The sequence below is a fragment of the Paenibacillus sp. GL_099_B genome (assembly GCF_057835695.1).
This window is the reverse complement of record NZ_CM174430.1, coordinates 2947551-2970896: the sequence shown is the minus strand read 5'-3', so window position 1 is coordinate 2970896 and position 23346 is coordinate 2947551. Positions and strand designations below refer to the sequence as shown.

Annotated in this window: 12 protein-coding genes; 2 read left to right on the top strand and 10 right to left on the bottom strand. The window is 46.5% G+C overall.

Going from position 1 to position 23346, the window contains the following annotated elements; translation table 11 throughout:
• Window positions 1-62: 62 nt before the first annotated feature.
• The gene (locus AC3ITG_RS13810) at window positions 63-458 is read right to left on the bottom strand and encodes a hypothetical protein (protein WP_413378132.1); all 396 of its coding nucleotides are present in this window, start codon (window positions 456-458) and stop codon (window positions 63-65) included.
• Between the two features lie 421 nt (window positions 459-879).
• On the opposite strand from AC3ITG_RS13810, the gene AC3ITG_RS13805 reads away from it, so the two are divergent.
• Window positions 880-1326, top strand: coding sequence for a hypothetical protein (locus AC3ITG_RS13805; protein WP_489254052.1), 447 nt, complete (start codon window positions 880-882; stop codon window positions 1324-1326).
• 105 nt (window positions 1327-1431) lie between these two features.
• On the opposite strand, the gene AC3ITG_RS13800 is transcribed toward AC3ITG_RS13805, so the two are convergent.
• The 3 genes from AC3ITG_RS13800 to AC3ITG_RS13790 form a co-directional block, all read right to left on the bottom strand.
• Window positions 1432-3399, bottom strand: coding sequence for a sucrose-specific PTS transporter subunit IIBC (locus AC3ITG_RS13800; RefSeq protein ID WP_489254051.1), 1968 nt, complete (start codon window positions 3397-3399; stop codon window positions 1432-1434).
• Between the two features lie 26 nt (window positions 3400-3425).
• Window positions 3426-4901, bottom strand: a complete 1476-nt coding sequence (locus AC3ITG_RS13795) for a glycoside hydrolase family 32 protein (protein ID WP_489254050.1) — start codon at window positions 4899-4901, stop codon at window positions 3426-3428.
• Between the two features lie 359 nt (window positions 4902-5260).
• On the bottom strand, window positions 5261-6244 hold the full coding sequence (locus AC3ITG_RS13790; protein ID WP_489254049.1) for a LacI family DNA-binding transcriptional regulator: 984 nt from the start codon (window positions 6242-6244) through the stop codon (window positions 5261-5263).
• A gap of 578 nt (window positions 6245-6822) precedes the next feature.
• Here AC3ITG_RS13790 and AC3ITG_RS13785 point away from each other — a divergent pair.
• On the top strand, window positions 6823-7905 hold the full coding sequence (locus AC3ITG_RS13785) for a bifunctional 3-deoxy-7-phosphoheptulonate synthase/chorismate mutase (protein ID WP_489254048.1): 1083 nt from the start codon (window positions 6823-6825) through the stop codon (window positions 7903-7905).
• A 123-nt stretch (window positions 7906-8028) separates the two neighbouring features.
• Here the strand turns inward: AC3ITG_RS13785 and AC3ITG_RS13780 are convergent, their stop codons facing one another.
• The 6 genes from AC3ITG_RS13780 to AC3ITG_RS13755 all read right to left on the bottom strand — a co-directional run bounded on the left by AC3ITG_RS13780 (window position 8029) and on the right by AC3ITG_RS13755 (window position 23213).
• Complete coding sequence (locus tag AC3ITG_RS13780; protein WP_489254047.1) at window positions 8029-9738, bottom strand: ribonuclease J; 1710 nt, start codon at window positions 9736-9738, stop codon at window positions 8029-8031.
• A 123-nt stretch (window positions 9739-9861) separates the two neighbouring features.
• Window positions 9862-11133: an L-rhamnose isomerase gene (rhaA, locus tag AC3ITG_RS13775; RefSeq protein WP_489254046.1), complete on the bottom strand. Its 1272-nt coding sequence runs from the start codon at window positions 11131-11133 to the stop codon at window positions 9862-9864.
• An 18-nt stretch (window positions 11134-11151) separates the two neighbouring features.
• On the bottom strand, window positions 11152-13221 hold the full coding sequence (locus tag AC3ITG_RS13770) for a bifunctional aldolase/short-chain dehydrogenase (protein WP_489254045.1): 2070 nt from the start codon (window positions 13219-13221) through the stop codon (window positions 11152-11154).
• A gap of 240 nt (window positions 13222-13461) precedes the next feature.
• On the bottom strand, window positions 13462-14394 hold the full coding sequence (locus AC3ITG_RS13765) for a glycoside hydrolase family 5 protein (RefSeq protein ID WP_489254461.1): 933 nt from the start codon (window positions 14392-14394) through the stop codon (window positions 13462-13464).
• A 432-nt stretch (window positions 14395-14826) separates the two neighbouring features.
• On the bottom strand, window positions 14827-15537 hold the full coding sequence (gene treR, locus AC3ITG_RS13760) for a trehalose operon repressor (RefSeq protein WP_079694432.1): 711 nt from the start codon (window positions 15535-15537) through the stop codon (window positions 14827-14829).
• A 134-nt stretch (window positions 15538-15671) separates the two neighbouring features.
• On the bottom strand, window positions 15672-23213 hold the full coding sequence (locus AC3ITG_RS13755) for a fibronectin type III domain-containing protein (protein WP_489254044.1): 7542 nt from the start codon (window positions 23211-23213) through the stop codon (window positions 15672-15674).
• Window positions 23214-23346: the final 133 nt, after the last annotated feature.

Genomic DNA, 23346 nt, shown 5'->3' with positions numbered 1-23346 from the left:
CAACGTTTTTTCATTTATACTTGGTTAAGCCTAATGACGACGGGGACCCACTATCAGTGGCTTCACAATAAAAATGAAATATCTCCACTCCGGCTGTGAATGACATATGTTGCTCCCAAGCCTTTATAAACAAGCCCAACATGAGCCCTGTTGCTGGAAACGACATAGAGTTGTTGCGGACACAAGCTGCGACACAGCTCAATGTCCTGACAGCACTGCGGCAAGCTATTTTCGAATACAAAGGCGTTTTTTACTACAAATTCGAGCGGAAGCTGGTTACGGTCTGCCATTTCCTGAATGTAACGAACGGTGACTGCACCAAGCGATTGAAGTTGTTCCCCCTCTTCTTCGCTGTGTGCAAGCACAACAACCGCAAATCCCCTCTTCAATAATACATCCACAAAATTCTTTCCCGCCTCACCGTGCCCTGTCGATACCACCATCATTGCTTCATCCATTGCCGCCAACCTCGCCTTCACATCAGATCCTGCAAATGCCATCTGGAGTACGTTATGTGCGAATCATAGTCCTCTGTCTGCATCTCCGCAATTGAACTGCATCCGATTTCTGCAGCGTTCTGATCGATTCCAGGCAATCCAGGTGAGCATTTCTTGCCTAATCTCCTCTTTTCGCTGTCATACGGCATGTTGCTCGGTCTGTCATGAGCGGAAGAAAAAATCGAGTTATTCGTGTCCAAAATGCAGATATATCTCTTGTTAACCGCTTACATGTGTGAATTCCAAACCAACAATCGGAAAATCAGGCGTATATCCATCCCATTTGATTTTACTTGAGCTGTGTTCAGTCGTAACATAATCGGCAGGATAACGAAAACAATAGAAAACAATAAGATGATTTTTCCTACGGAGGTTGGATCGTGTGATTGCAAGTTGTGATGTGGAGATTCGATCGGAGATTCGTGTTGATGCTCGGATTAGTTCCATGGAGATTATTCGGTACGATATGCGAAAATTACCTTTCATAGCGCGGGAACATTCATCCTGTTACTGCGGGTTGTTCAAAATCTCATGCGGGAATGTTCATGGTTTTGCCGAATTTGAATTACCTGAGGGTTCCCATCCCCCTGATCTGGTAAAATGGGCTTCGGTGTTCAGAGCTTTAAAAGGCATGGAGCTGTCACAGGTCACGCAATATATTCAGCAGCATCAAGAGCTATGGGGAAATAAACGCATGCTGTTCCTGCACGAAGCCTTTAGCGATTTGCTTCTCAACCTGGTGCAAGGCAGCGCATCTGATGTGATGTTAAGCCGGGAAGAAATTCGTGCCTTCCTGATGCAATATGCACTCACGTACTATTCTTTTTGACACCTTCCGTTAAGTAGAAAAGATACATAAAAGTGCAAAGAAACCTTGGTGATATACACCGGGTCTCTTTGCATTTTTCAACCTGACTTTTTCAAAAGTTTACGCTTATTGCGGTTCAGTAAATTTCACAACAATTAGTGCTTCCCCATTGGCTTGAACTGGGCCAGTCATAGTTGCCATTACCTGTTTAATCCTTTCGTTCCCATTCGGGATGAGCACAGGTGTAATCAATGGCAGCCCGGCAGCCTGGATCGCTTCCATGTCAAATTCAATCAACACTTGTCCTGCGGTAACGGTGTCTCCGCTATTCACATATGCGGTAAAACCTTCACCCTTCATTCCAACGGTATTAATTCCAATATGCACAAGCATCTGAACACCTGTTTCATGTTCCAGAATTACGGCATGTTTGCTCTTGTTCATTACATGAGCGATGACACCGTCAAAAGGTGCAAATACTTTGCCCTCAGAAGGCTCAATAGAGATCCCTTCTCCCATATGCTTTTCCGAGAATGCAGGATCAGGAACCTGCTCCAAAGCAACAGCTGTACCTGTAATCGGTGATGCAATCTCCAACATATCTACCTTGGTGCGATGGTTAACGGCCTGGCTGGCAGATGAGTTTGAATTTTGTGACAGAACTTCCGACTTGCTCTCTTCTCCTGCATTGCTCGGAACTTCCTCCGCAACAGGCTGATCCTTATATCCGAAGAACCAGGTAAGTGCAAATGCAATTCCCATAGCCACTACGTTGGACAAAATGTACAAAGGCAATTGACTATTCAAATACAAGAGCGTGCCCGGAATAACCGTCACCGCCATACCTGTACCTTGCAAATGGAACAAAGATGCGATAAATCCACCCACAGCGCCTCCGACAAGACCCATGATGAACGGTTTCATGTATCGCAAGTTAACCCCGAAGATTGCAGGTTCAGTAATCCCTAGAAATGCAGAGAATGACGAAGGAAGTGCGAGTGCCTTCAGCTTTGTATTTTTGGTCTTCAACCCCACCGCCAGACAAGCTGCTCCTTGCGCAGCCATGGCACATGTAATGATCGCGTTGAACGGATTAAAGCCCGTTTTCTCCAGCAATTGAATCTCCAGAAAGTTAAAGATGTGATGTACACCGGTAACAACAATAATTTGATGGAAGAAACCAATAATAATACCCGCAATACCAAATGGCAGTCCCAATACGGCTGTTGTCCCATGCAGCACCCACTCCTCAAGGGAATGGAATACCGGACCAATCGCGAAGAGACCAAGCGTAATCATAACCGTCAGTGTAATAAAAGGGGTGAGAATTAAGTCAAGCGCCTCTGGTACGCGTCTTCTCAGAACCTTCTCAAACTTCGCTCCGATCAATCCTACGAAGAATGCAGGCAGTACGGAACCCTGATACCCGACCACCGGTATGAATCCGAACATATGCAGCGGTTGTGCTGATCCATCGGCCACAGCGTATGCATTCGGCAGCGCAGGATTCACAAGCATCAGACCCAAAACGATGCCGAGAACCGGACTCCCGCCAAACACTCGGAACGCAGACCAGGCTACCAGTGCAGGCAGAAATGCAAATGCCGTGTCCGTCAGGATCTGAGTAAATAACAGGAAATTGGGCGAAATGTCCTCCGGTGTTGCACCAAACAGCGATAAAATTTCATTTTGAGTGAGCAGCCCCCGCAGACCCATGAACAGTCCCGTTGCTACGAGCACAGGGATAATCGGTACAAAAACGTCACCGAACGTACGAATGGCCCGTTGAAAAGCATTGCCTTCCTTTTTACCCTGACTCTTCACGTCCTCCTTGGAAGACCCTTCGATGCCCAGCTTCTCAACCTCTTCAAATATCCGGTTCACTGTTCCTGTTCCAAAAATGATCTGATACTGGCCCGAGTTGAAAAAGGCCCCTTTAACTTTGTCGATGTTCTCGACCTGCTTCTGATCGATCTTGTCCTTGTCATTCACCATGATGCGAAGACGTGTTGCACAATGTGCAAATGATGCGATATTTTCTTTGCCCCCGATGGCACGAATAACGTCCTGGGCAATCTGCTGATTATCCGACATGGTTCTTCATTCCTCTCACGTTATATCTAATAATCCCATTTTGATGCCTGAAATCCTGCCTTACCCCCATGTGCAAAGAAGCGAATCTCCACACTTTCCTTGCTTGGGAAGATACGGCTTGTGAATACCTCTTCTCCATCATTGACAAAGATCTCAACGGAAGAAGAATCCACAAAGATATGGAACTTAAGCACGTCTGCATTCAATGCGCAGCGCCGTACATTCCCATTCTGATCCGCGAGCGTGGCGCCTGACTGGGAGCGATCCAGGATTACTTTCTGTGCCAACCGATCATACTGCAGCACGGTCTTCTCTTCTGCACTCGCCCTCAATTCAAGGCCTACAACCTCTGCGTCAAAATCACGGATTTCACACTCCAATTCATAAGCCATTCCAGCAAAGTCTGCGAAAGATCGAGTCTCATGATCAAGTGTGAATTCCATATGAGTCCCTTCAGAATCCCCGCGCAGCTTCACCATTTCAGAGACTGGCTGCTGAATTAACTTCCCCTCTCGGAGTGACAACTGCCGAGGAATCGTGAGGCAATGTGCCCATCCACTCTTATCTGTCGGATACTCCAAATCGGGAAGTCCCATCCAGCCCACCAAAATTCGTCTTCCATCCGGCGACTGCATCGTCTGCGGGGCATAAAAGTCAAATCCACGATCCAGCTCCTGAAACAGACCATGTTCGAAGTGCCTTGTCTGAAGATCCAGTGGTTCACCAATCAGATAGCCCGACTGAAAAATGTTCTGATACTCATCTTCCTGACTCTCTATTCCTTGTGGCGAAAAGATCAGTACACCTTGACCCTGCATCTCCAGATAATCGGGGCACTCCCACATGTAGCCAAAGTTAGGTAGCCCAGTATGAATCTCTCCTAGAAACGTCCAGTTTCTGAGATCTGACGAGCGATATAATACCGTGCATCCCGTTTCATCTACACGCTGGGCTCCAATCACACAATAATACGTGTCACCCTGCTGCCAAACCTTGGGGTCTCTGAAATGTTCCGTGTAGCCAGAAGGTACTTCTGTGATCACAGGTTGATGCACTTTGGTTATTGAACCGCTTTCATCCATAATCGCCAGACACTGATACGGATGCCTGATCCAATCTTCATCTCTTGTATTGCCTGTGTATAACAGATTGAGCTGGCCTTCTTTTTCAATAGCACTGCCCGAATATGCCCCGTGTGAGTCATATGTGTCGCCCGGCTGAATTCCGATTCCAACTTCTTCCCAGTGCACCAGATCCGTTGAACGGGTATGGTACCAATACTTCAATCCATGCTCGGTCCCGAGTGGGAACCACTGGTAGAACAGATGATAATACCCCTGATAATAAGAGAATCCGTTAGGATCGTTAAGCAGTCCGGTTATCGGCTGGATATGGTAATGCTGTCTCCATGGACAAGCAGAGATCAAACCTTCCAGCTTGCCTATTTCTCCAGGCTCTGCCTGCTCGATTCGTCTGTAGCGTTGCTCTCTAGTCATTTTCATAAAAAGTGTTCTCCATCCTAGCTAATATAAATTAGACCAAGAAATTTTACACTTGGCCACTTCGATGGCAGAACAATCCTCCGATCGCTGTTATCCCCAGATTTCCTTGATCCCTTTTCTAAAGGGTGAAATCCGTTGATAAAGGCGAACACTACGTTTCTATAGATTTTTTCTGCCCTCTCCGTGATCGTGTAACTCTTAATTTAATTTATTTTAAAAATCCAAAAATTAGAGGAACCGGTTCCAGTGCGCTCAAAAAAATAATTCCATATGGCTTTTTCGCCTGCCACCATGTTCCCATATCCGTAGTGGACATTTAGTGTGGAACCGGTTCGATGGAATTATCATAAAGGATTCATTTATATCTTGTCAACGCTTTCTCGTGGAATAATCTCCACATCAAGGATCGTGCACTGCTCCACTGGCTCACCTTTTACCAGACGAATAATGTGCTGGGCCGCCACTTGACCTGCCTCAAAATAATGATATTTTACTGTCGTTAGTGTAGGATGAATCATCTCGGTAATTTCATAACCGCCAAATCCGGTAACGGATAAATCCTGCGGGATTTGTATCTTATTGGAAAAAGCAATCTTCATCACACCCAGTGCGATGTTATCTGTTGCGCCCACAATAATCGTCGGTTTGCTTTCTTTCAAAATCGCTTCTGCGGTAATGATCGCCTCGGACATTTTGAAGCTTGTCTCATAATACGTCACATCACATCCGCCACATTCGTCGATCGCACGCTTGAACCCCTGTTTGCGATGGATACCCACCGCCTGATCTCTCTCGGTAACCCCAATATAGACGATTTTCCGATGTCCCTTTTCCACAACATGCTTACCCATCTCATACCCCGCCTGATCATCATTATGAACCAGACTGTGTAGCTGTTCATGCTGCTGTCCTACCAATAGCACCGGAATTCCAATGTCTTCAACGGCTTTGAGATGTGCGTCGGTCACTTCTGCGGCAAGCAGAATAATGCCGGATACCTTCTGTCTGGCAAAGTCATATATGGCATCAATCTCACGCTGCATATCCTGGCTCGTATTTGCGATCAGCATCTGATACTGATTATTTCTTAATTCTTCATCGATACCGATCAATGTCTGAGAGGTTGCAAAGGAATCCAGACGAGGAACAACCGTTCCAATAATACTGGTTTTTTTTGCCTTGAGACTCTGTGCAAACGTATTGGGTACGTAATTGTATTGTTTAATAATGCGCTCAATTTTCTCCCTTGTATCCTCACTAACAGAACCACCATTCAGGAAACGAGAGACTGTGCTCTTCGCCACGCCTGCCATTTGGGCGATATCCGAAATCGTTTTATTCATAACTTCTCCTCTTATTCTCATTCGCTTGAATTCACTTATATTACCTTATATTATACTTCGAATGGCAAACCCTTGCGAATACTATTCCCATGGAGTCATTAGTAAATCTCACAGAACACTGGAAGCACATGGATAATGCATCACAGTAAAGCGTTATTGATGCATGGCATTAATTCAGCTTCTTGCAGACAAGGAACATGAGATGCTAGTATAACTTCAATTCATAACGTGCATCATGAAATACAGAACAGAACATCATTATTCATACAGGCTATGACGGAAAGAGTACGCGGAGTTATCGTTCATTACAGGGACGTGGTGCCAAAGACTGAGAGCACCCGAAAGGAACACGCCGCCGAAGTTCACTCCCGAGCCGATTGCTGAAGAGCTGCTCCTCATGGATATAGCTTCTAGGACAATCCGTTCCTTGCGTTAAAAGGTCAAAGTGAGAAACAGATCGGCTGTATTCAATCAGCAGTACGTTTCTAATTAGGGTGGTACCACGGCTTCTTCGTCCCTTACGGATGAAGGGCCTTTTTGTGTTTTTTCATATATCTAAATTGAAGGAGTGGATCAGCATGGATCAAAGCATGAACTTGGAACAATTAAGAGGCCGATTGAGTGAGATTAATCATAACCTCCTGCACTTGTTGTCAGAACGGGCCCAAATTACACAGGAAATTGGTCAAATCAAGGAAAAACAGGGTGTCCCCAAATTTGATCCGGTTCGCGAAAAAGAAATGCTGGAGGAACTGACTGCCGCCAATCCGGGGCCTTTCCAAGATGATGCCATCAAACTTCTGTTCAAACAGATTTTCCAGGCTTCCCTGAATCTTCAGGTCGACGAACACAAGAAACAGCTGCTCGTGAGCCGCAAAAATCAGCAGGAAGATACTGTCGTGTCCATCGGAAACGTCAAGGTTGGCGCAGGCAAACCAATTATGATCGCCGGACCGTGCTCGGTTGAAAGTTATGAGCAGGTACGCGAGGTCGCAGCAGCGCTGAAAGAAGCCGGCATTACCGTGATGCGCGGTGGTGCATTCAAACCTCGTACTTCCCCATATGACTTCCAGGGACTCGGAATCGAAGGATTGAAAATTCTGAAGGAAGTTGCCGACGAGTTCGGATTGAAAACAATAAGTGAGATTGTGCATCCAAGTCATATTGAGCTGGCTGGCCAGTATATTGATGTAATCCAGATCGGTGCCCGTAACATGCAAAACTTTGAACTGCTCAAGGCTGCCGGTGATGTTCGGATTCCTATTCTGCTGAAACGCGGTTTGGCGGCAACCATTGATGAATTCGTTCATGCTGCGGAGTACGTCGTCTCCCGTGGGAACAAACAGGTCATGCTGATTGAACGCGGCATCCGCACCTATGAAAAAGCAACACGAAACACACTAGACATCTCTGCTGTGCCGATTCTGAAACAGGAAACTCATCTGCCTGTGCTTGTGGACGTCACTCACTCGACCGGGCGTAAAGATATCCTTGCCCCTTGTGCTAAGGCAGCTCTTGCAGCGGGTGCAGATGGTGTTATGGTTGAGGTTCATCCGAATCCAGCGGTAGCCCTCTCCGATAGCGCACAGCAATTGAACATTGAGCAGTTCAACCAGTTCCTCTCCTCTGTGAGACAATCTGGATTGCTGAAGGATCAATAGGTTATTAACAATAAAAGCCTGACTGAAATGTGTGGTTCATACGAAAAACGGTATGATCCGACATTTCTCAGGCTTTTGACTATCTTAAACTTAATCTCTATACATCGCTCTGCTCCACTTTTCTCAAACTTCAATAATAATGGGCAGGATCATCGGTCTTCGTTTCGTCTGGGCGTAGATGTAATGACCGATCTCGTCTTTAAGCTTTCTTTTGATCACATTCCACTGATTCGCTCCGCCTCCGGTTAACTCATCCATCTTGTTCTGAACCAGCTCATGAATCTCTTTCATGAATTCTTCGGAGTCTTTCACAAACACAAAACCTCTGGAGATGATTTCAGGTGAAGTAACCATATGCTTCTCCGTTTTGCTCAGCGTAGTCACAATCACCAGCATTCCATCGGAGGACAGTTGCCTGCGATCACGCAGCACAATATTCCCGACATCTCCCATAATCAGACCATCGACAAGACTGTTACCTGAAGGAATTTTGGGGCCGGGAGAAGCCACGCCGTCTTTGTACTGAATCATATCCCCATTGTTCACGATAAATACATGATCCCGTTCGATCCCCACAGACTCCGCCAGTTGTCTATGCTGATACAGCATGCGGAACTCACCGTGAACTGGAATTAGATAATCAGGCTTCATCAGGGTTAGCATCAGTTTGAGCTCTTCCTGGCTGCCATGACCGGATACATGCATGCCTGCTGCACCGCTCGAACCATATATAACGCGTGCACCGAGCACATACAGATTATCAATGACATGCGCAAGATTGCGTTCATTCCCTGGGATTGCTCCCGCAGCAATAATGACAGTATCTCCAGGTGTGATCTTCACATGAGGATGCTTGGAGGCGGCCAAACGGGATAATGCAGCCATCGTTTCTCCCTGGCTTCCCGTACAGAGCACAACGACCTCATCAGGTGGAAACTGATCTGAATCAATGGCCTCAATGAGCAGCCCCTCAGGTACATCCAGGTATCCCAGTTCACTGGCTACGGACACTACATTAATCATGCTTCTGCCCAGCAGAGCCAGCTTGCGCCCCGTCTCGAATGCCGCATTTACAATCTGTTGAACCCTGCTTACGTTGGACGCAAAGGTTGAAATAAACACTTTTTGTTTCGCACGAATGAACGCGTCCAATATGTGATCACCAACGATCCGTTCGGAAGGCGTAAACCCGGGTCTCTCTGCATTAGTACTCTCGGACAACAACACATGCACACCTTGTTTGCCAATCTCGGCCATACGGTGCAGATCAGGATATGGCCCATTTACGGGAGACATATCAAACTTGAAATCCCCAGTATGGACGACATTCCCGCCAGGTGTCTGAAAGAAAATACCTAGACAATCCGGTATGCTGTGACTGGTCGCAAAAAAAGAAACCTGAATTCCACCCAGCGTAATGCTGGATTTGGAATCAACTGTATGCAGATCCGCTTTGCGCAGCAGCCCATGCTCTTTCAGTTTCAGTTCAATCAATCCTCGTGTCAGTCTGGATGCATACACAGGGATATTGATTTGTTTTAACAAATAGGGAATGCCGCCAATGTGGTCTTCATGTCCATGAGTAACCACAAGCGCCCTCACCTTGTCCTGATTTTCCAGCAGATACGTTACATCCGGAATGATGAGATCAATGCCCGGCAGGGTTTCATCCGGAAATTTGGAACCACAGTCGATGACAATGATGTCCTGATTATACTGGATAAGATACATGTTCTTGCCTATTTCATTCAAGCCGCCAAGTGCCGCGATATACAATTTGTTGTTGGCGAGATTCAAATCGGATTGATCCTCCTCTGCGTGCAGTATTAGCATTGCTGCTTTGCATTTTTCTATGTATTTTTAGTATGGAAATTCTGACCGCAGTTATGCATTTCTGAGCTATTTCCATGCAAAAAAGCCACAGCGGAGAACTTCTCCACTGTGGCCTGCATCATCCTATACGAAAGATTTATCTCGTTGAAGCAAAACTTCCTGCTCATAGTTTTTGATCTCAGCGATCCACTGTTCACGTACAGGTACTTGCTGCTGGGCGCAATAATAATCCCAGATCGCGCCGAAAGGATAGGACTTGAACTCTTCCGTCAAAGCAAGGCGAAGGGTGTAATCCCCTTCCAGCTCAGCTGATTTCAGAGCATCCACAGGTTCCAGCATCGCACGTAGCAACGCTTTAATCGTGTTGCGTGTGCCAACTACCCACGCAGCAACCCGGTTGATGCTTCCATCAAAGAAATCGAGTCCGATATGTGTTGTTGGAAGCAGATCATGACGTACCAATTCGCGGGCAATTTCCAGCAGCTCATCATCCATAATGACAACATGGTCACTGTCCCAACGCATTGGACGGCTGACATGCAGCAGAATGCTGTTGGTAAACAGGGCCAGTGAAGACAGTTTGTTAGAAATGACTTCCGTTGGATGAAAATGTCCGGCATCGAGGCAGATTAACGTATCATTTTGCAGACCATAGCCCATATAGAATTCATGAGAACCAACGACATACGCTTCGGAACCGAGGCCAAACAGCTTACTCTCGACCGCATCCAGATGATACTTCGGATCAAGCTTCTCGGCAAACACCTCATCAAGTGAATCTTTCAACCGCTTCCGCGGTGTCATCCGATCGACCGGATTATCCTTGAACCCGTCCGGTACCCACACATTGGTTACACAGGTCTGGCCCAGCTGCTCACCAAAGTAAGCGCCAATGCGGCGGGATGCTTTGCAATGATCGATCCAGAACTTGCGAATCGCCGGATCGGCATGACTTAGCGTGAAGCCGTCACTTGATTTTTCATGTGAAAAGCAGGTTGGATTGAAATCCAGACCAAGCCCCTGTTCTTTGGCCCATTTCACCCAGTTCTCATAATGCTTCGGCTCAATCCGATCCAGCTCCACTTGTTCGTCCGTATCCGCATAGATCGCATGCAAATTGACCTTATGTTTGCCGGGAATCATGGAGAAGGCTTGCTCCAGGTCTGCCCGAAGCTCTGCAGGTGTCGTTGCAGCCCCCGGATACTGACCTGTAACGGATATTCCGCCCGTAAGTTCCCCGTCTTTATTCAGAAAACCTTTCACATCGTCCCCTTGCCAACAGTGAACAGATACTTTGATCTCCACGAGCTTCTTCAGCACTTCATCCGTATCAATTCCATGCTGAGCATATAATGATTTGGCTGCTTCATATGCTTGCTTGACCTGATTTTCCATGTGCGAGAACCCTCCTTATTATCGTGTAAATGCTGCTGGCACACCGCCGTCAATCGTCATCATACATCCGGTTGTTTTTTCCGATTTGGAAGAGGCAAAAAAGGCGATGCCTTCCGCAATATCTCTCGGATAAATATTGACGAGCAAAGTCGTACGTTTACGATAGTACTCTTCCAGTTGATCGGGTTCGATACCATAGGCCGCTGCACGTTCATTCCTCCATGAACCGTTCCAGATCGCTGAACCTTGCAGAATAGCATCCGGGAGAATCGTATTTACACGAATACCGTATTCCCCACCTTCAGCCGCGATGCAGCGGGCCAAATGAGCCTCAAGTGCTTTGGCCGAGCTGTAAGCAGAAGCGCTTTTACCCGCATATACCGAGTTTTTGGACCCGATAAATACCATACTGCCGCCAATCCCCTGTTGTTTCATCAGCTTGAAGGCTTCGCGTGCCACGAGGAAGTACCCTGTACCCAGCACATTCATGTTCAAGTTCCATTCTTTTAACGATGTTTCGTCGAATGGACTCGAGGTGGCCAGTCCTGCATTGTTCACGATAATATCCACGCCGCCATATTGTACGGCAACTTCGGCATACGCAGATTGCACGGCTTCCTCATCAGTCACATCCATCTTCAATGCATATGCTCGATTGGCACCATATTGGTCGTTAATTTCCTGAGCTACCTTCTGTGCTCCTTCAAGGTTGAGGTCCGCGAGAACGACATGTGCCCCTTCGGATACCAATCTGCGTGCGGTTTCACTTCCAATTCCACCGGCACCCCCGGTAATAAACGCCACTTTGCGGGAAAACTCAGTCTCCGCCGGAGCCAGCGATAATTTGTAAAGCTCAAGCGGCCAGTACTCTACATTGTAGGATTCATTGGCGCTGAGGGATACGAATTGGCCCAAACTTGTCGCACCGCGCATCACCGCAATGGCTCTATGATACAATGCCCCGCTTACCTGGGACAGTGCCCAGCTCTTGCCTGTGTTGATCATGCCCACACCTGGGATAAGAATGACGCGAGGTGCAGCTTCGAACATCACGTCACCATCATTTTTGTTGCTCTCAAAATATTGTTGATATTGTTCTTTGTAGGCGGCCACGCCTTCCACCAGCTTGGATTTCAGCCCTTCAATATCCTCCGCGTCCGGTGTCCAATCGATGAATAGAGGTACCACTTTGGTATGCACCAAATGATCCGGGCACGCCGCGCCTACCTGTGACAGCTTCAGCGAATCCACTCCACCAACAAAGGCAAGCACATCCTCCTGATCGTCAAAGGACAAAATCATTTTTTTGCTATCCGATACCGCTCCCCGAATGGTCGGCATTACTTTGGATACGATCTGGCGACGAACTTCTGCCTCAAACGCAGGATGCTTCTCTCCGCCAAACAGGTTTCCTTCGTCAACACGTGCTTCAATGAAGGCTTCCGCTTCATTAATAATTTTGATCGTCTGCGCGTAACATTCTTCCGATGTTTCTCCCCAAGTCACAAGTCCGTGTTTCTCCATCAGAACCAGTTCGGCATTGGGATTCGAGAATACGCTTTCAGCAATCATCTTGGATAGTGTGAATCCGGGACGCACATAAGGAACCCATACAAATCGATCCCCGTAAATCTCTTTCGCCAGTTCTTTTCCGTTATCTGCACAACACAGACTAATAATCGCATCCGGATGGGTATGGTCCACATGTTTATATGGAAGGAATGCATGCAGCAATGTCTCAATGGATGCACGCGGATGCTTGGAATCGATCATGCAATGTCCCAGATATTCGACCATCTCTTCATCAGACATGGATTCACGTTCGATTAATGGACGAATGTCTTCAAGTCCAAGGCCTGTAAAATGCTTCGCCTGCATGGAAGCCAAGTCAGATCCACTGCCTTTTACATACATCACTTCTATATCACGGCCGCGAAAATCTTTCACCGTCGTTTTGGTAGACGTGTTGCCTCCGAAAATGTTACATACACGGCGATCTGACCCAATCAGATTGGATCGGTAGACCAGCTGCTCCAGTCCGGTTGTTTTCTCCGAAGCCTGAGATGAATTCCATAAACTCTGTACCATTTGTTCCCCTCCGATAATGTTTGTTTTATTCCTAATCAGAGTTTATCATCTTTGTTTTGTTTTGAAAACAAAAGATTTTAAATATAAACGGAAAAATTCAAAAGAATTCTGTTTTGACAATTTTTCTTTCAATATAAAACACCCTGACGTGTTGGTCAGAGTGTTTGGAAGAGATTTTTTGCTCACAACAAGCTTAATGTCGCTAGTGGATTGGATGAATCATTTTAGCAAAACTAGACCCTAGTAGATCCCTGCTTTCTTTGAAGTATTTTTAATTCCGTAAGTGTCGTTGACGACTGTGTTTCCAAAGCTTGTCAAACTTCCGTTAGGACCCGTAGCCAAATCCAAATAGTTCAAATCGGAGCTGTTGCCATACCAAGACCATGCGAGCCAGCCTACGCCTTTTTCCTGACCATATTTCATGATCGCATATTCATCGACGTCACCGTTCGTGTGGTATCCACCGAACTCACCGATGATCAGGGCAAGTCCTTTGTTCAATACGCTTTCCATGTTGGATTTTACGGTTGCAGCATCTTTACCGGCATATTCATACATGTGAATCGAGAATACGGTGTTTTTCTGTGAATCCGCTGCAAATACACTTTGTCCATAGTCCACGATGGATTGCGGGTACTGCCCCCAGCCCGCTGCATCCACGATCAATGTATTGTTAATACCAGCATTTCTCAGCTTCGGAATCGCTTTTTTGTACCCGTCAGCCCAGGCACTGCCATTCCATGTTCCATACCATTCGTTCGCAATATTTACGATAACCCTGTCTTCTTTGCCAATGAGTGCTTCCTTGATGCTAATCCAGTAGTTTACTGCTGCATCCAACGAATTATAGTCATCCTTACCTGTTGCATCATGTACTTCGAGCACCGCAATCATTTTGTTCGCGCTTACAACATTAATGATGTTTTTAACGGAGTTCAGATCGTCTTTGGTGTACTGTGTGCCATTGGAGAGCACAATCCGTACGGTGTTGGCACCTGTTTTGGCAATTGCAGGAATAGCTGTGTTCAGGTCGTTCTTAAACCATGAATGTCCATGATTGACACCTCTCATAACAAATGCCTTGCCAGTGGAATCGTACAATTTGCCTCCGCTTACATAAAATCCTGTAGCAGCAGACGCTTTGGGTGCAGCACTCCCCAGAATCACCAACATAAGTGCAGCTATTACGGTAAAGACTGTACACTTTTGCAACTTGACCATTCGCTAGAACCTCCTACATTTTTTTTATTTATTTCAATTAACCCTGCTCAAGGCAATAAGTTAACTAAAATCAAGAGTAACTTATAATAAATAAGGTTATTGAAATCAACAAGTAACTTTACATAAAGATAAATAATTTAATTTTATTTACCTTATCGTTAAGGTTATGGACATATAATAAAATGAAAACGCTTACTGGTCAAGTTATTTTTACCATGATAAGGAATTTATTTTGTACTCGCTACCTCCCCCATCAACACACTCCCTATTTGGCAATCGACCCCCTAAACACTTCAAATCGTTTTCAAAACAAAGAGAGCACCTCGTTCACCCCTAAAAGAAGTGAATAGGTACTCTCTGTTTCATATGGATGGTCAATGAATATCATCTGCGCCGGGCAAAGTCCACAAATCTGAACTTGTCCGGGCGATGCCTTGCCTCTGTGAACTGGAATTGACTGGCATCCTCCAGGTAAACCTGGCTCCTAACCACAACTACATTGTGGAACCCTTCAAGATCAAGCAATTCCCTATCCTCAGCGGTAGGCTCCTCCACCAAAATTTCCTTTTTGGCAAAAGAGATGGTCAGCCCGAGCTCTTCCTCAATGTACTCGAAGATGGAGTCATTACATATTTCCTTGCTCAAACCGGGAATAAGCCTCTGGCTTATATGGTCCTTATCGAGAATGACATGTTCGCCATCCACTTGCCGTACACGTCTGATCTCCCAGACCTTTTCATTCAGGCCAAAATTGATTTTCTTGAACAAGGCCTGATCAACCTTTTTTTCTTCAAAAACCTTAACGTACGTTTTGGCCCGATGTCCCATTTTTTTAGCCAGTTCCTTGAAGCTAACGAGGCCCGAAATAGGAAAATCAATTTTACGTATATCCAGTACAATGGAGCCCTTACCTTGGATTTTCTGAATATAACCTTCTTCAGACAGCATTTTAAGCGCTTTGCGAATCGTCTCTCTGGACGTTTGATAACTTTCCGATAAATCCAGTTCCGAGGGAAGCAACGTGCCTGCTTCAATTTCTCCAGTCCGAATACGAGCTGCAATATCTTCATAGATTCGGATAAATTTATTATTCATCATTCATCACCACTGTCCATTACCCTTTTTTATCATATTGGCAACCTATTATAACATTAAAAGTCGAATAACGGATAATGTGGCTACTGAGGATGATGAAATGATAAATTTCCATGTGATTCAATCCAAGTATTTTACGCCAATTTTGACGTGTTAGCCTTACCGTCTATATCAATACTCGTTCCTTTATCATCCATAGTTCGGTTCTCTTCCTCCATAGTTTGACCTTCTTCTATAATACGGATCAGTTTGTTCAGTCGGAAGATCAGGGCTGCGGCCTCAGATCTGCTCAGATGCTGCATTGGTCGGAAACTGCCGTCTTCGTACCCGGTAAGCATGTACATTCCAGCAAGCTCTTCAACCTCCTCTTTGGCCCAATCGGACACATCCATCTGATCCGTAAAAGCACGACGTGAAGTTGCGGATTCCGGCTTAATTTTGCGAATAACATTCGCAATGATCTTCGATGCCTGTTCCCGGGTTACCAGCGCATAAGGAGCAAATTTACCATTCCCCATGCCATGTACCATACCAAGACTTACGGCTGCTTCGATCTCTGGAGCAAACCAATCCTGATCGTTCACATCCCGAAAAACATGCTGATAATCGGCAGATGTATCCAGACCCATTAATCGCACAATAAGTGCTGTGAACTCAGCTCTTGTAATGGGACGACGGGGTTCGAAACGGGTTTCACTCACACCTTGAATGATGTTTTGCTCTGCCAGCCATATAATCTGATCTTTATTGAATGTTTGACCAATATCAATGAACTTAACCTCTTTCTTGGCTGTTGTTTCCACTTTATCATTTTGATCAGCTGGAGACACTCCAGACTGAACATCCTCCGGTTTAGAGGAAGGTGCAGATGAACCAGCTCCACTTCCGCTTGGAGGTGGATATGGCAGAGTCACGGCAGTGGCCTGCTGGCTTTCACTTTTTTCCCCGGCTGAATTTTCAGTCCACAATATGACATCATAGCGCTGCCCACCCGCTAGTCCTGTCCATATGTAGCTTCGATCCTTTCCGCGATAAATCTCCCGCCCACTACTAGAAAGCACGATCGTTTCATTCAAAGATTCCAGCCTCCAGCTCAACGCAATGCTGCTTGTGCTCTGGGAGATCGCTGTAATGGTGAATTCTTCTGATGGCAATGTCTCGAACTCGGGTACATTAACTGTCTCTCCGTCTCCCGCCTCATTGAAAGGCACAATAGAAAAGTCGGAATAGCGCTGGGCACTTTCCAATTCAGTTACATGTATTGACGTTTCCGTTGTTGTCGCAATCAGCTCGTCTTCCTGATAGATGCGATAGCCTGCTGCCCCAGGAATCATATCCCATACAATATCTGCACCATGCTGAGAGCGTTCTTCCACCTGAGGTGGAGAAGGAATTTTGCCAGGCAGTGTTACTGCTGTTAGATTGAACCCGACCTCGCTCTTACCGGAAGCATTAGCGGTATTGATGGTATACACATAATTTACACCAGGTTCAAGCCCCTGGTCCTCGTAATAAGGCTCGTCAACAGACACTCGGCCGATCTCCGCACCGTCACGTTCAATGATGAATTGCTCGGCCCCCTTGACAAGGCTCTTTTCGAACTGAAGTTGTATGCTATCCTGTGTCGAACGATATTCCACTTGCTTGGGAGCTTCCGGTTTGGTTAACAGCGTATACTCAAGTTTATGTGATGTATCCCCCTGCTCGTTCTCGGTATACATTTCGATGGAATAGTTCGTTCCGCCCTGCAGCTCATTAACGATATACTCTTTTTGTTTGCCTCTATACAGCTCAATATCATCCATCATAACCACAAACGTTTCGTTGAGATAAGGGAACTCCCACTCCAGTCTGGCATGATCCGTCTCCGGATATAGCTTCATCTCAACAGAATCGACATGAGGCAGCGTGAAAAATGGAGCAACGACCATTGGCCTTCCAATCCCCGCCGTATTATAAGGAACGATCTTTACTTGATCATATTGGGCTGCGCTTGTAAGACCATTAAGGGTAACCTCAGTTAAATCACTCTCTGTAATGATTGTGAATTCATCATCGGCTATCATTACAATGTAACCCTCTGCCCCTTGAACCTTTTTCCACTTAATCACTGCCTCCGTCTCTTCAATCACATCTGGATGCAGCGTTTCCGTGATTGTTGCAGGCAACGTACGTAATTGAACATCAAATCCCATATCGCTATCGCCAGAAGCATTCGTAGTCTTAACCGTATAGGTATATCTCTCCCCCGGCGTCAAATTCTTGTCTTCATAAGAGATACTGTCAGCCGGAATACGGTCAATTTCAATACCATCTCGCATAATGATCAATTGTTCTGCGCCTCGTGTGGCGCTGCCACTCAGATCCAGCGTTGCCGATTGATCGGTTACCACAGCAATACTTGCTGTTTGTGGGGATATGGGTTTGGTCAACAAAAGAACCTGAACAGGAGAAGAACGGTGACCATCCTCATTCATAACTGTAAGTTCAAACGCATACGTTGTGCCATCCAATAAACTGGCGAGATGGACCAATGGTTCGGACACGGTCTGTACTTCCCCCGTTGTCTGATTGCGTATTTCATATGCGGCGGCTCCCTTTACTGCTTCCCACGCCAGATCAAACGCGTGCGTTCCCTTGATCACTGCAATCCCATCTGAGGATAGTGGCAGGGTTTGAGTTGTTATTCCATAGGTAAGGGAAGCACCCGAACCACTTGCATTAACCGCCCGGATCTTATACGTATATTTCGTACCTGGCGACAAATTCTCATCTACGAATCGGGTTTCGCTCGCATCCATGCGAGCAATCTCTCGCCCATTGCGTTCAATGATGTATGTGTCTGCACCCTTTACCCCTGTTTTGGTAAAATCCAGACTAAGACTGTTTTCCGACACTTCCAATGCCTTAATCTCAGCTGGTTTCTCAGGCAATGTCAATACAGATACATTCGTCGCTTCGGATCGGGTCCCTTGTCTGTTAACTGCAACAAAAGTGTAATGTTGCATCGTTCCATCCTCAAGTCCTGAAATAAGGGTCGTCAGCTCTGTTCCACGGTAAATCTCTTTGTTCCCCTGTTGAATTACATACTCCGAGGCACCTGCTACCGAGGCCCATGACAAGTTGGCGTTATGTACCCCTGGTTCAACTACGATTTCTGAAGGCGATGCTGGTTTGGATAATCGAATCAAGCTGGCGGACCGACCGACTCCAGAAGTGTTCACGGCCTGTACTTCCACTAAATACTCCATGCCTGGCGACAATTCTTCAGCCGTATAGGCAAGTCCAGAAGTTCGACCCATTTCGGTCCCATTGATACTCACAATATAGGATTCGGCTGTATTTACAGATTCCCATTCCACCCCAATACTCGTTTCATCCGTACGTGTTACTGTGAGTCCTTCAGGTCTGGTTGGCAAAGTAAGCAGTTCACCACTTGTGGGTGCACCGTAACCGGCAGCATTTCCGGCCTGCACCTGATACGTATAGTGGCGGCTGCCTGATAACTGATGGACTTCAAGCTGTGTATCTGATATCTCATAAGTCTGATCCTCAAGAACGACCCGGTACTTCGTCGCGCCGGGGACTGCATCCCATCTGAGTATTGCTCCCGTTTCAGTCGGCTGAACAAAGTGAAGACCTGAAGGACTCTCGGGAAGCGTCGTTCCAGATACTCGATTGGATTGACCTTGCCCACTACCATTGCCTGCCTGAACGTCCACCTGATACAACGTTCCCGCGGTCAATCCCGTTAGCAGATATTCATGGCTTCCAGCAAGCAGCGTCTCCCGCTTCTCCCCATTCACAAAGACTTCGTATCGCTCCGCGCCTCTTACAGGATCCCAACTGAGATGCATGCTCGTTGTTGTAGCATTATCTATACTCAAGCTTTCAATGGCCCCCGGCAATGTCAGCAGCTTCTGCAAACTTGTTACCGGACCTTCTCCTGTCTCGTTTGCGGCCAGCAATTCATAGCTATACTCTGTTCCACTATCCAGACCTGCGTCCACATACTCCGTTTCCAATCCTTCGTAGACTCCTGCTCCACTGCGTGAAAGGCTGTAATACGTGGCTGAAGTTACCGTCTCCCATGCCAGAGAGATCTCATGCTCCCGAATCTGCACTGCCGCAAATCCACCGGGTGCTGCAGGCAATGTCAGGAATCCCGCCCTGCTACTTTCTCCCGCACCACTCTCATTCAGAGCTGTGACCGAAATCGTATGAATGCTCCCCGGGACCAGATTGGTCATGTACGGAATATTGGAAGAATCGGAGATCGTCTGGTCAAAAACAATACTTCCATCCGAAGTTGCAGCCGTGATACGGTACGCATTAGCACCTTGAACCGGATCGAAATGCAATTCTGCCAGCTCAGGCTGGGAATCGACTTTTCGAACTTGTAATGATCCCGGTGCCGCAGGGATTGTCAGTACACGGACAGTTAATGCATCACTTATACCAGTATGGTTTCGAACCCTCACTTCGTAATCATAGACTTGCCCACCACTTAGAGAATAATCAATGAGCGTATGTTTAGGATAATCCAGTGTCCAAGACTGGCCTGTCGTATGGTTTATAATTTCATACTGATACCCGTCGGTATACCATTCTCCTGTGGGCAAATCCCACGTAAGTTCTGCCGAAGTCTCACTGATCTGTGTAATGCTCGCATTTCCCGGTTGCTGTGGCTTGTGCTGGATCTGATAAGGGGCTGATACGGTCTCATATGTATTCCCTGCCATATCCATTGTTTTGGCATGGATATACCAAATGCCTTCGGATTCAATTGAAATTACAGGCTCATTCGAGCGGGCTTCATTCCAGTTGTCTGGCGATGCGATACTGTTGGTCACACTGTACAATCGCGAATTCTCATTGATACCCGAATGAGAATCTTCATATTGAACGGTAGCAGATATATTAGTGTCACTCCAACCTTGTCCATTCGGTGTTAATGTAATCGTTGGAGCAACCTGATCGACATAAGCCGTACGACTGATCTCCTTACTAACGTTTCCGACAGCGTCTCTCGCTCTGGCTCGAATTACGTTGGAACCGTTTGAACTCACTGTGCCTGAGTTTCCTGGAATATACGGGGCACCATTCAAACTATATTCATACGAAATGGCATGTTCATCTACGCTGCCAACAATCGTAAATTGTACAGCTTCCTTGCTCCAGCCGGACTGACTTAATGTAATAAGCGGTTCTGTTGGAGCGGTCTTATCCAATCGAATGATTGCTTTTGCAACAGTACTTACATTCCCTACCCGGTCAAGCGAGCGCGCATATACTGTGGTTTGTCCTTCTTCGGTAACCTTCACTTCTCCAGTGTAATCGATCCAGGGGCCTTGTTCGTTTAGACGATATTGGCTTTTGGCAAGTCCACTGCCTGTATCTTCACCGCTGGTTATTTCAAAGGATACATCCTGATTCGTCCATTCATCATCACTGAGTGTAATCTTTGGCTCATCAGGCCCTGTCTTGTCGATCCGGGCAGTGGCTGAAGTTGACGCACTGACATTAGAGGCCCGATCCACACTTCGCGCCTGAATCTCGGTTATTCCTTCCGTATTGATGGTAAATGGCTCTCGATAATCGACCCAAGTTCCTTCACTTCCAAGCCTATATTGCGTAAGACCCACTCCACTTGCTTCATCCGTACCTGCCGTTAACGTCACCGTTACTGCCGAATGGGTCCACTCCGTAGGATTTAACGAGATGACGGGAGGTGTCGGAGCTGTACGGTCCACTCGCGCTGTAACAGAAGCCTCCTGTCCTGTATTGCCGAATGCATCTATACTTCGTGCAATAATGAGTGTGTTTCCTTCAGAAGCAACCGTAATGGGAGCAGTGTATTCCTTCCATTCTCCCCCAATCCCCAGCTTGTACTCAGTCTTCTGTACACCACTTAAGGCATCCGTGCCTGCTGTAATCGTAACCAGGACATCTTCCTTGGTCCAAGAAGAAGGATTGACTGCTATAGAGGGAGTGGTGGGACCAGTTGTGTCCTTTGTGATCTGACCTGCAGAGGTAAATGCAGTCTGTATGCCTTCTCCATTCAGTGCCGCTACATATACGTTATACAATCCGTCTGCAAGTCCAGTTAACGCAAGTTCAGTCCGAGTTGATGAAGTTGTACCCGATGCAAGCACTTGTCCGACTGAGTTACGTATTTCTGTTTTGTAATTCGTTCCCGCAGGATTTCCATTATTGTTCCAACTAGCCGTAACGGAGTTACCCGACTGGCTCACAGCTGCATCGCTAGGTGCATTTGCTAGTGTAAATTTGCTACTTGGACTTGAATACCCTGTATACGAACCGACCGAATTTTTGGCGCGCACGGCAAAAGAATGTTGGGTATTCGGTGTAAGCCCGGTCACCTGCCGACTATTTGATGTACCAGTATCGAAGCTCTGATTCGTCGTTACATTTTTCAGTTCATACGTAACGGAAGCATCATTTGCCTTCTTGTCCCAGTTCACCGTCAGATTATTATTGTTAACTAATGTAAATGTCGGCGTTCCCGGAACAACGAAACTTTTCACCGTGAAGTTGACAGTGCCCGCTGAGGAGACTCCCCCCTTGTCATCCATAACCCACACCTGCAACGTATGTGCGCCATCTACGAGCGTATCCGGCAATGTGTAATTCGTATTAAATGACTGATTGGAACCTGTAGCCGTCATCTGTGTCAAAATATTTTCAGAGCCTCCGTCGATTGACCATTTGACAGTCAGAAGATCTCCCACATCCGTATCCCGGGTTGTACCGGAAATTTGAAGCTGTTCTCCTTTGTAATAGGTCTGGCCCGAAGAGGGAGCCGAAAGTGCAAATGAAGGCGGTGCATTTTTGGGACCAATCCCCACGATCGTCGAAAATTTGCGTGAAGCCTGGTTCGCGGTTGCTTTGCCGTTCCACCAGAACTGCGCAGCGGTATCCGTTGCAGTAACGGTCTGCCCTGGCGTAAAGGAAGATGGAGAAGATCCACCTGTCAGCTGTGCATTGTCCGGGCTATTGTACTGCCCCATAAAAATGCGATCTGCGTCCACAACGTTATACGTGTTGGCATAAAAAGCGGTTACCTGAACACCTCCACTGTAATTGCGCCAGCCGTTCTCAATCACTTCAAACGGAGAAGCATCGTTGCCATTCACCATCGTATCCCAATAGAACGTACCTCCCAGATTGAGTGTAGAGCCGCTGCGGTTAACAGCCTCCAGCTCCACCTTCATATAACCGCCCTGAGATGTAGCATTAACGATGGACACGCGCAAAATATACTCTACATTGTCTTTCTGCCTGGACATTTCGATTACATTGTTATTGATTCGATAATAATTAAGGGGCAGCGACTTAAAATTAACGGGCGTTCCGTTATGATCAATAATGGTGGATACATTCCCGGTATCGCCACCGTAGAATACGTTTGTATTAGGAAGCAACACAATTCTATATTTGCCATCACTATTCATTTCCACTTTCACCTTGGAGGATTGAACAGCCTTCATGCTGGAAGTATCGGATACAATACTGATGGTTTCCACAGCTTCAGCCATAATGGCCGTTGAACCCCATTCGACCAGCAAGGCTTGGGGTGACAGCAGAGCAAATGCAAGTACCACTTTGGTAAGCTGCTCGGCCTGCTTTTTAATACGTTTCTCAGATTTCTTCAACGTCTGCTCTCCTTTTCTGCACACCAAAAAAGGAGGCACCCCAACAAAGGAACAAAGTCCTCTGTTGGGGTGCCTCCCCTAACAAGTGTCATTTTTTCTTGATTATAACGATTCGAATAACGAAAGTAAATAC

What these genes read in the sequence shown, in the direction of transcription:
- AC3ITG_RS13785 (WP_489254048.1), top strand. Translation starts at nt 6,823, where the DNA reads ATGGATCAAAGCATGAACTTGGAACAATTAAGAGGCCGATTGAGTGAG.
- treR (WP_079694432.1), bottom strand. Translation starts at nt 15,537, where the DNA reads ATGAATAATAAATTTATCCGAATCTATGAAGATATTGCAGCTCGTATT.
- AC3ITG_RS13795 (WP_489254050.1), bottom strand. Translation starts at nt 4,901, where the DNA reads ATGAAAATGACTAGAGAGCAACGCTACAGACGAATCGAGCAGGCAGAG.
- rhaA (WP_489254046.1), bottom strand. Translation starts at nt 11,133, where the DNA reads ATGGAAAATCAGGTCAAGCAAGCATATGAAGCAGCCAAATCATTATAT.
- AC3ITG_RS13810 (WP_413378132.1), bottom strand. Translation starts at nt 458, where the DNA reads ATGGATGAAGCAATGATGGTGGTATCGACAGGGCACGGTGAGGCGGGA.
- AC3ITG_RS13800 (WP_489254051.1), bottom strand. Translation starts at nt 3,399, where the DNA reads ATGTCGGATAATCAGCAGATTGCCCAGGACGTTATTCGTGCCATCGGG.
- AC3ITG_RS13780 (WP_489254047.1), bottom strand. Translation starts at nt 9,738, where the DNA reads ATGCTAATACTGCACGCAGAGGAGGATCAATCCGATTTGAATCTCGCC.
- AC3ITG_RS13790 (WP_489254049.1), bottom strand. Translation starts at nt 6,244, where the DNA reads ATGAATAAAACGATTTCGGATATCGCCCAAATGGCAGGCGTGGCGAAG.
- AC3ITG_RS13765 (WP_489254461.1), bottom strand. Translation starts at nt 14,394, where the DNA reads ATGTTGGTGATTCTGGGGAGTGCTGCACCCAAAGCGTCTGCTGCTACA.
- AC3ITG_RS13770 (WP_489254045.1), bottom strand. Translation starts at nt 13,221, where the DNA reads ATGGTACAGAGTTTATGGAATTCATCTCAGGCTTCGGAGAAAACAACC.